Source organism: uncultured Lamprocystis sp. (assembly GCF_903933125.1).
Taxonomy (GTDB): Bacteria; Pseudomonadota; Gammaproteobacteria; order Chromatiales; family Chromatiaceae; genus Thiodictyon.
Genome location: NZ_CAIZIZ010000540.1, coordinates 1 through 8,877, shown reverse-complemented (window position 1 = coordinate 8,877; position 8,877 = coordinate 1). Strand labels below are relative to the sequence as shown.

Genomic DNA, 8,877 nt, shown 5'->3' with positions numbered 1-8,877 from the left:
GTGTGTGCCAAACTGGAGGCCGAGGCTTTAGCCGGTGGACAGCACGGAGAACCCGGGGATGACCGATCGACACCGCCCGCCGCACCTCTATTTCGACGCACAGTGGTATCTGTTGACCGCGTCGACCTTCGGTCGTGCGCCCCTGATTCGGGCGGACGAGGACAAGCGCCTGTTTCGCGAGGTGTTGCAGGCGAAGACCCGACGCTTTGAAATGCGGCTGCGTGCCTGGGTCATTCTCGATCAGCACTATCACCTGTTGTTCCAGACGCCGCCACGGCAGCAATTGCGCCGCTTTGTGACCGAACTGCACGGCGCCTCGGCCCATGCGTTCAACACCCGTGCCGGGATGCGAGGGCGGGTGGTGTGGCAGAACTATTGGGATACCTGCATCCGTACTCCGCAGGATTGGTGGGCGCGATTCAACTATATCCACAGCAATCCGGTGAAGCACGGATATGTGGCCCATCCGGGCGAATGGGAGTTCTCCAGTTACCGGTATTTCCTGCGGACCCGGGGACAGGATTGGCTCGATGACTGTCTGAACCGGGCCGCAGAGATCACGGGGATTGCGGGCGACGACTTCTAGCCGTCACCGGCTAAGGTGATTTCCGGGAAACGATGTACCAACGTGTAGGGGCGACTTTAGTCGCCCCTAAGGCGATTTCCGTTAATAGGCATCCCGACTGCGCATGCGCAGAAAGCCTGTTGGATTGTAGGGGCGAATGAATTCGCCCCTACACGGCGGTAGATGTTTTCCCGGAAATCACCTAAAGCCTCGACGTCCGGTTGGCCACCGGCTAAAGCCTCGGCCTCCGGTTATGGTGCCAAACTGGAGGTCGAGGCTTTAGCCGGTAGCATCGGACACCGCGGCGACCGCACCCAGACCCCTGACATAGGCCGCGAACTCGGACGCGGGCAGCGCCGGGCTGAACAGGTGTCCCTGCCCGATCCGACACCCCTCGGCCTTGAGGAAATCCGCCTGGGCCTGGGTCTCGATCCCCTCGGCAACAACGCGCAACTCGAGCGCCCGGCCCAGGGCGATGGCCGCCCGGGCAATGACGCAGCCGGCCGGGTCCTGCGGGAGTCGGGCGACGAATGATCGATCGATCTTGAACTCGCGCAAGGCCAGACGATCAACAGCGGCCAGGGCCGAGTAGCCGGTCCCGAAGGCATCGATCCCGACCTTGATGCCCAGCCCCTGAAGGCGATGGACCGCCCCGGCCGCCGAGGCCGGGTTGGCCATCGCCAAGGTCTCGGTGATCTCCACCGCCAGCGACCCGGGCTCCAGATCCACCGCCTTGACGATGCACTCGATGGTCTCAGTGAGGTTAGGGTTCTGAATGTCGCGGTTGGACAAGTTGACCCACACCGCCGCACCCGCCAACAACCCCTGGTTCTGCCACGCCTTCATCTGGGCGGCAGCGGTTTGCACGACCCAGACCCCGATGGGGAGCGTCAGTCCGCTGGACTCCGCCAACGGCAGAAACCGTTCCGGTCCGATCAGGCCCAGCAGCGGGTGATGCCAGCGGATCAGCGCCTCGACACCGACGACGCCGCCGGTGCCCAGGTCGTGTTGGGGCTGGTAGTTGAGGACAAATTCGCGATTGGTGAGCGCCTGGCGCAGGGCGTACTCCAAGGTGACCTGGGCAAAGGCCCGCGCCGTCATTTCCTCGGTGTAGAAACGGAAGCTGCCGCGGCCCTGGTCCTTGGCGCGGTACATGGCCGCGTCGGCATTGCGCTCCAGCACCGCGACGTCATCACCATCCTCGGGGTAGAGGCTGATGCCGATGCTGGCGGTCACATAGCGCAACTGGCCGGCCACGATAAAGGGCTGCGCGAAGGACGTGAGCAGCTTGTGGGCCACCAGCCCCGCGCTGTCGCCTTCCTCCAAGGCCACGAGCAGGATGGCGAATTCATCCCCGCCCAGGCGGGCGACCGTATCACTCTCCGGCACCAGGTCACGCATCCGCTGCGCCACCTGCTTCAACACCTGATCCCCGGCGGGGTGCCCCAGGGTATTGTTGATCACCTTGAACCGGTCCAGATCCAGGAAGAGCACGGCCACCTGCCGGTGGTCCCGATGGGCCTGCAGCATCGCCTGCTTCAGGCGGTCGGCGAATAGCAAGCGGTTGGGCAGTCCGGTCAGTGCATCGTGGTGCGCCAAGTGCTCCAGTTGCACCTCCCGCTCCTTGAGCCGTCCGGTCAGATCCAGATGTTCGGTAATGTCGCGGGAGGACTCGATCACGCCCGCGATCTCGCCCGCGGGACCACGCAACGGGGCGCTGATCCGTTCGATCCAACGCATCTGTCCGTCCGGTCCCTGACGGCGTTGGACATCCTTGGTCGCGGGGCCGCCCGCCACCAGAGCCGGTGCCGAACCGGGTTCGTTTGGCGCGGCGTCGCCGACAATCTGACTGACGGCGGTGCCGCGTTCGGTGAACGCATCCATGCCCGCATCCGCCGCCCGCGCCGCCGCGTTCATCAGCAGAACCTGCTGGTCCAGGCCGATGACCCGGATGGGGTCCGCGATCCCATCGACGACGGACTGGAGGAAGCGCTGCTGGTTAAGAACGACGGTCTGTGCCCGCTTGATCTCGGTGACATCCAGGAGCACGACGCGGCAGGCCGTCGCTGACTTCCCGGCCGCGGGCAACCCCTCGCGGCGGATCACCAGCCGGAGCGTACGCTCGCCCGCGGGCAGGTGTCCCGTGGTGACCTCAATGGATTCCTCATCGCCGGTATTCAGGACGCGCGCGAGGCTGGCGAGCAAGATGCGCCCGTCGCCGGGGGCGAGCCGCGAGGCCAACACCAAATCCGGGACCCGTCCGCGTTCGACCCCCAGCAACTGGGCGGCGGTCAGGTTCATCTGGGTGATCCGGCCCTGACGGGTGAGGGTCGCATAGGCCACCGGGGCAAAGTCGTAGAGGTCCGCATAGCGGTCGCGAGACTCCTCCAGCGCCTGCTGCGCTTCGCGCAACTCCCGGTTCTGGAGTTCCAGCTCGATCTGGTAGATCTGGAGGTCCTGAACTACCCGGCGCGGATCAGCGGCGTCCAGCGCATCGCGTTGCTGGTCGGCGAGCAATTCGGTGAGTGAACGATTGTCGATGTTCCTGAAATCCGCCATCGCGGCCTCCGCAGGTTAAAAAAGCACTCGATGCCCGACTAGAGTAAGCCCTGGCGCCTGACATAGACCTCGAATTCTTCCGCCGGGAGCGGCCGGCTGTAAAGATAACCCTGGCCGATCCGGCACCCCGCGGTCGTGAGGAACTCCGCATGCGCCTGGGTTTCGACCCCCTCGGCGACTACTTTGAGCCCCAAGGCTTCGCCCAAGGCGATGACCGCGCGGGCGATGGCACAGCCGTCCGCGTCACCCGGCAGCCCGGCGACAAAAGACTGGTCGATCTTGAGCTCGCGCACCGCCAGGCGCTTGAGCGACGCCAGGGAAGAATACCCCGTGCCGAAGTCATCGATGCCGACCTCGATTCCCAGGGACTGGAGGTGGCGGATATTGCCGACCGCCGACTCCGGGTTGGCCATGATCCAGGTCTCGGTGATCTCCACTGCCAGGGCGGCGGGATTCAGGCCGACCGCGCTCACGATTCCCCCGATGGTCTCCGCCAGGTCCGGGTTCTGCATATCGCGGTTCGACAGGTTGACCCAGACCGCCGCGTCGGTCAGCAACCCCTGATCCTGCCACGCCTTCATCTGGCATGCGTTCCGCGGCTTGTTTCAGGATCTGATCCCCGGCGGGATGTCCCAGACTGTCGTTGATCGACTTGAACCCGTCCAGGTCAAGGAACAAGGCCACCTGCTGCCGCTCCCGATGGGCCTGACGGATGGCCTGGCCCAACCGGTCGGTGAACAGCAAGCGGTTGGGTAACCCGGTGAGTGTGTCGTGTTCCGACAGATGCTCCAGTTGAAGTTCCCGCTCCTTGAGTCGTTCGGTCAACCGCAGATGATCGGTGATATCCAGCAGGATCACGCGGCAGGCATCGCTGGTCCGCTCGCCCGGGCGCGGACGCTCACGGCGAATGATCAGGCGCAGGTCGCGTCGGGCCTCCGCTGCGCACTCCAGGCCGACTTCCAGGCACTCATCCGCCCCGGTCCGCAGCGCCCGCGTCAGGCTGTCGCGCAGGGCACGCCCGTTCCCTGGGGCAAGCCGCGTGCCCAGGAAATGGTCTGGAACCCGACCGCGCTCGACCCCGAGTAACTGGGCGGCGGTCAAGTTCATCTGCGTGATCCGGCCCTGGCCGGTGAGGGTGGCATAGGCGACCGGGGCAAAGTCGTACAGGTCGGCGTAGCGGTCGCGGGACTCCTCGAGCGCCTGTTGGGCCGCGCGCAGTTCCCGATTCTGAAGTTCCAGCTCGATCTGATGAATTTCCAGATCTTGGACCACGTGAGCAGGGTCGACGGGATCATGTGCCTCGCGGCGCAGGGTCATCAGCAGATCGGTTAGGGACTGGTGGTTGATGTCCCCGAAGTTGGCCATGGCGGCTCCAGAGGTGCGGAAGTGGTAAAGGCGGCATCGCTCCGGCGCGTGGCCGAAAACAACCGGATGCGCCTGTGAAAGCGACACTAAGCGTCACCTTACACCCAAGCGCGCACGCGTTCGGTGCGGCTCACCACACAGGGTCATGCGGGAACCAGGAGAAAAAAGGAAGTTCACCGAGCCGTACCCTGTGTTCGCCAGCCCATTGACTGACGACGCCTTGCGGCGTACGGTAAACGGCCATCACGGCGGGCGATCATCATCTTCGCCGTGCGTTGCGACCGATCCGCAATGAGCGGGGTGGAATTGATCGCAATGGCGGCAGGGTTCCATGCGGGCCTGTCGCGATCCGATCCGGCACGGAGGCCAAGGTCTATCATCATTCACTGGAGCACGCGTTATGAACTTCGACATCAAGAAAAGCAACATCGGTAATACAGATCGGCTGGCTCGCTTGGGCGTCGCGATCCTCTTGATCATCGGCGCCGTTCGCGGCGGCAGCTGGCTTTCCGCGGTGATCGGCGCCGTCCTGATCGCCACTGCCTACTTCCGTTTCTGCCCGGCCTACGCCGCCTTTAATTTCAGCACCAACAAGAGCGCCACCCCTGAGGTCAAATAGGTCGCAACGGCCGCCGGCGAATCAGGTGGCTTCGGTCATCGGTTTCGACGAGCGGCCCTCACTGCGCCTGATCGCAACCGGGGGTCGCTCCGACACGGCCGAAGCGGTCCCCGGCCGCGACACAGTGCAGCCGTAGCGGCACGTCAGGCCGCCACCCCGCGTGCGGTACCGTACAGATGCCTGCGGCCCGATCTGTCATTGTCCTTTTGGGTGCCCCGCACCCCTGACCTGCGGCGCAGTCACTCACCGCCCCGCGGCCCCACTTGCGTCGAATCGGACATTGCTCATGCGCAAAAACGGAACTGGTGCCCCCGGTGCAGGCTCGGCTGGCGTGGCGAATGCCGTCACCGAAGACCAGCGCGAGCAGATCCTGCTCAAGACCGGCGCACTGCAGACCGCGATCCTGAACAGTGCCAACTTCTCCAGCATCGCCACCGACGAGCGCGGCATCATCCAGATCTTCAACGTGGGTGCCGAACGCATGCTGGGCTACGCGGCCAGTGAGGTGGTGAACCGCATCACCCCGGCGGACATTTCCGACCCCCAGGAACTGGTGGCGCGGGCACTGGCGCTGAGCATCGAATGCGACACGCCCATTGCGCCGGGCTTTGAAGCCCTGGTATTCAAGGCGCGGCGCAGCATGGAAGACGTTTACGAGTTGACCTACATCCGCAAGGACGGCAGCCGCCTGCCGGCCGTCGTGTCGGTGACGGCGCTGCAGGACGCGGCCAACGCCATCATCGGCTATCTGCTGATCGGTACCGACAACACGGCACGCCAGCAGGTGGAGGCGGAGCGCCGGCGCCTGGACGCCGTGCTCAAAGACAGCCACCTGGAACTGAAAAAGGCCAAGGTGGCGGCCGAGGAGGCGAACCAGGCGAAGTCGGAATTCCTCTCCTGCATGAGCCACGAGCTGCGTTCGCCGCTGAACGCCGTGCTCGGCTTCGCCCAACTGATGGAAACCGGCACACCGCCGCCCACGCCCGGTCAGAAGGACTGCATCGATCAGATCCTGCAGGCCGGCTGGTACCTGCTCGATCTGATCAACGAAATCCTGGATCTCGCGCTCATCGAATCGGGCAAGTTGTCCTTGTCGCCCGAGCCCATGTCGCTCGCCGAGGTCCTGGCCGACTGCGAGGCCATGATCGAGCCGCAGGTCCAGCAGAGCGGCATCCACGTGCATTTCCCGGTGCTGGAAGGGCCCTGGCTGGTGCGCGCCGACCGCACGCGCGTCAAGCAGGTGCTGGTCAACCTGTTGTCCAACGCCATCAAGTACAACCGTGTCGGCGGCCGCGTGGACGTGCGCTGCACCGCCGCGGCGGACGCGCGCACCCGGATCAGTTTGCAGGACACGGGCGAAGGCCTGGGGGCCGATAAGCTGGCACAACTGTTCCAGCCCTTCAACCGCCTGGGGCAGGAGACCGGGTCACAGGAAGGCACCGGCATTGGCCTGGTCGTCTGCAAACGCCTGATGGATTTGATGGATGGCGCCATCGGGGTCGACAGCACGGTGGGACTGGGCAGCACCTTTTGGATCGAACTGGACACGACCGCGGCATCGCAACTGACGGCCGAACCGTCCAACACCCCGCTGGCGGTGCTTGCCCCGGTGCCCGCGGACAGCGCCTTGCGTACCCTGCTCTGTGTGGAAGACAACCCGGCCAACCTGATGCTGGTGGAGCGGCTGCTGGCGCGGCGGCCCGACATCCGGCTCCTGAGCGCACGCGATGGCCGGCAGGGCGTGGAGATGGCGCGCGCCTGCCTGCAGGATATCATCCTGATGGACATCAACCTGCCGGGCATCAGCGGCATCACGGCACTGCACATCCTGGCCGAGGACCCGGCCACGGCGCGGATCCCGGTGATCGCACTGAGCGCCAATGCCATGCCCCGCGACATCGAAAAGGGCATGCAGGCCGGCTTCTTTCACTATCTGACCAAGCCCATCAAGGTGGGCGAATTCATGGACACGCTGGACTTGGCGCTCGATTTCGCGCTAGTCGCCGGCAAACCCTCAAGCCCAGGAAGAATAGAATGACATTACCGGAACAGGAGATCCTTGCCGCGCGCATCCTGATCGTCGACGATCAGGATGCCAATGTGAAGCTCTTGCAGCGCCTGCTCGGCGACGCGGGTTATACCAGCGTGGCCGCGACGATGGATCCGACATGCGTGTGCGCGCTGCATCAAAGCCACGACTACGACCTGATCCTGCTCGACCTGCAGATGCCCGGTATGGACGGTTTTCAGGTGATGGCCGCACTGCAGGCGCAGGCCGCCGACAGCTATCTGCCCGTCATCGTGCTCACCGCCCAGCCGGCGCACAAACTGCGCGCCTTGCAGGCCGGCGCCAAGGACTTTGTCAGCAAGCCCTTCGACCTGGTGGAGGTCAAGACGCGTATCCGCAACATGCTGGAAGTGCGGCTGCTGTACCGCCGACTCGAAGCGTACAACCTGCTGCTGGAGCAGACGGTGGAGACCCGCACCCTGGAGCTGCGCGACAGCGAGGCCCGCTACCGCAGCCTCGCCGAACTGGCGTCGGACTGGTACTGGGAGCAGGACGAGACCGGCCGCTTCACCACGGTATCGGGCCCGGTCATGGCGATGCTGGGGATTCCCGACGGGGTGGCGCCGGACGCCGCCGCGCCACCGCCGACTGGCTGTTGGAACGAAACCGAGCGCGCCGCCATCCGCGCCACCATCGCCGCCCGCCAGCCGTTCCTGGACTTCCCCTTCAGCCGCGTCAACGCCGACGGCTCGCAGCAGCAGTACCGGGTCAGCGGCGAGCCGCGGTTCACCCGGGCGTGCCGCTTCATCGGCTATCGCGGCATCGGCGTGGAAACCACGCCCAGGCCAACGCCGACCGCGACGGCGGCCGCCTGACGCGCGATGCCCCCGGCCCGCCACAGTCCGAATCAGAACCATCTGCTCGGCGCGCTGCCCGACCTCGAGTTCGCGGCCCTGTCGCCGCACCTGGAACCCTGCCCGCTGGCGCTGGGTGAGATGCTCTACGAGCCGGGCCAGCGGCTGCACCATGCCTATTTTCCAACCAGCGCGGTTGTCTCGCTGCACTATGTCACCGAAAACGGCGCGGCAGCCGAGACCGCCGGCGTGGGCAATGAAGGCATGGTCGGCGTTTCGCTCTTCATGGGCGGCGACTCCACACCCAGCTCGGCCGTCGTGCAGACGGCGGGCCACGCGTACCGCCTGGAGCGCCGCCGCCTGAAACTGGCATTCGATGGGGCTGGTCTGCTGCAGCCCCTGTTGCTGCGCTATATGCAGGCGTTGATCACGCAGACCGCGCAGACCGCAGCCTGCAACCGTCATCACTCGGTGGAGCAGCAACTCAGCCGCTGGCTCCTCCTGACGCTGGATCGGGCCCCGGAGCGCGAACTGGTCATGACGCAGGAACTGGTGGCCAGCATGCTGGGCGTGCGCCGCGAAAGCGTCACCGAGGCGGCCCGCACGCTGCAACAGCGCGGCTGCATTCGCTATCGCCGCGGCCACATCACGGTGGTCGATCGGCAGGGGCTCGAAACCCGTGCCTGCGAGTGCTACGGCTTGGTGAAGACGGAACTGGGCCGCCTGCTGGGCGATGTGCAGTACCGCCAGGATACTGTTCCCTGAGACCGCCGGGCCTTGCCCTCAGGTCATTTTCGCTGGACGGGTACAGGCGCTGATGACCGTGAAATCTCAGTAGCCCCCGGCCCCGTCGCGACACGCCGACGGTCGGCCTTGATCATTCATCCGGCCAGATCCAAGCCGGCAC

7 protein-coding genes and 1 pseudogene are annotated in these 8,877 nt (G+C 65.4%); 5 read left to right on the top strand and 3 right to left on the bottom strand.

Translation table 11 applies throughout. The features are described from left to right. Window positions 1-58 precede the first annotated feature (58 nt). Window positions 59-586, top strand: coding sequence for a transposase (locus tag QZY03_RS29630; RefSeq protein ID WP_295587597.1), 528 nt, complete (start codon window positions 59-61; stop codon window positions 584-586). 258 nt (window positions 587-844) lie between these two features. Here the strand turns inward: QZY03_RS29630 and QZY03_RS29625 are convergent, their stop codons facing one another. The 3 genes and pseudogenes from QZY03_RS29625 to QZY03_RS29615 all read right to left on the bottom strand — a co-directional run. Then, the gene (locus QZY03_RS29625; protein ID WP_295587595.1) at window positions 845-3,124 is read right to left on the bottom strand and encodes an EAL domain-containing protein; all 2,280 of its coding nucleotides are present in this window, start codon (window positions 3,122-3,124) and stop codon (window positions 845-847) included. Window positions 3,125-3,162: 38 nt separating this feature from the next. Then, the gene (locus QZY03_RS29620) at window positions 3,163-3,705 is read right to left on the bottom strand and encodes an EAL domain-containing protein (RefSeq protein WP_295587594.1); all 543 of its coding nucleotides are present in this window, start codon (window positions 3,703-3,705) and stop codon (window positions 3,163-3,165) included. Between the two features lie 16 nt (window positions 3,706-3,721). After that, window positions 3,722-4,441, bottom strand: a pseudogene (locus QZY03_RS29615) (diguanylate cyclase); the annotation flags it as partial. 448 nt (window positions 4,442-4,889) lie between these two features. Here QZY03_RS29615 and QZY03_RS29610 point away from each other — a divergent pair. From QZY03_RS29610 to QZY03_RS29595, 4 genes are all read left to right on the top strand, one after another. Next, window positions 4,890-5,108 carry a DUF2892 domain-containing protein gene (locus tag QZY03_RS29610; protein WP_295587592.1) on the top strand — a complete coding sequence of 73 codons (219 nt, stop codon included), beginning with the start codon at window positions 4,890-4,892 and terminating at the stop codon, window positions 5,106-5,108. Between the two features lie 286 nt (window positions 5,109-5,394). Beyond that, a complete protein-coding gene (locus tag QZY03_RS29605; protein WP_295587590.1) occupies window positions 5,395-7,146 on the top strand; it encodes an ATP-binding protein in 1,752 nt (583 codons plus the stop codon). Beyond that, entirely contained in the window at window positions 7,143-7,991 is an 849-nt protein-coding gene (locus QZY03_RS29600) for a response regulator (RefSeq protein ID WP_295587588.1), read from the top strand. The genes QZY03_RS29605 and QZY03_RS29600 overlap by 4 nt, the downstream gene beginning before the upstream one ends. A 6-nt stretch (window positions 7,992-7,997) precedes the next feature. Beyond that, on the top strand, window positions 7,998-8,735 hold the full coding sequence (locus QZY03_RS29595) for a Crp/Fnr family transcriptional regulator (protein WP_295587586.1): 738 nt from the start codon (window positions 7,998-8,000) through the stop codon (window positions 8,733-8,735). Window positions 8,736-8,877: the final 142 nt, after the last annotated feature.

What these genes read in the sequence shown, in the direction of transcription:
- QZY03_RS29595 (WP_295587586.1), top strand. Translation starts at nt 7,998, where the DNA reads ATGCCCCCGGCCCGCCACAGTCCGAATCAGAACCATCTGCTCGGCGCG.
- QZY03_RS29625 (WP_295587595.1), bottom strand. Translation starts at nt 3,124, where the DNA reads ATGGCGGATTTCAGGAACATCGACAATCGTTCACTCACCGAATTGCTC.
- QZY03_RS29610 (WP_295587592.1), top strand. Translation starts at nt 4,890, where the DNA reads ATGAACTTCGACATCAAGAAAAGCAACATCGGTAATACAGATCGGCTG.
- QZY03_RS29620 (WP_295587594.1), bottom strand. Translation starts at nt 3,705, where the DNA reads ATGAAGGCGTGGCAGGATCAGGGGTTGCTGACCGACGCGGCGGTCTGG.
- QZY03_RS29600 (WP_295587588.1), top strand. Translation starts at nt 7,143, where the DNA reads ATGACATTACCGGAACAGGAGATCCTTGCCGCGCGCATCCTGATCGTC.
- QZY03_RS29605 (WP_295587590.1), top strand. Translation starts at nt 5,395, where the DNA reads ATGCGCAAAAACGGAACTGGTGCCCCCGGTGCAGGCTCGGCTGGCGTG.
- QZY03_RS29630 (WP_295587597.1), top strand. Translation starts at nt 59, where the DNA reads ATGACCGATCGACACCGCCCGCCGCACCTCTATTTCGACGCACAGTGG.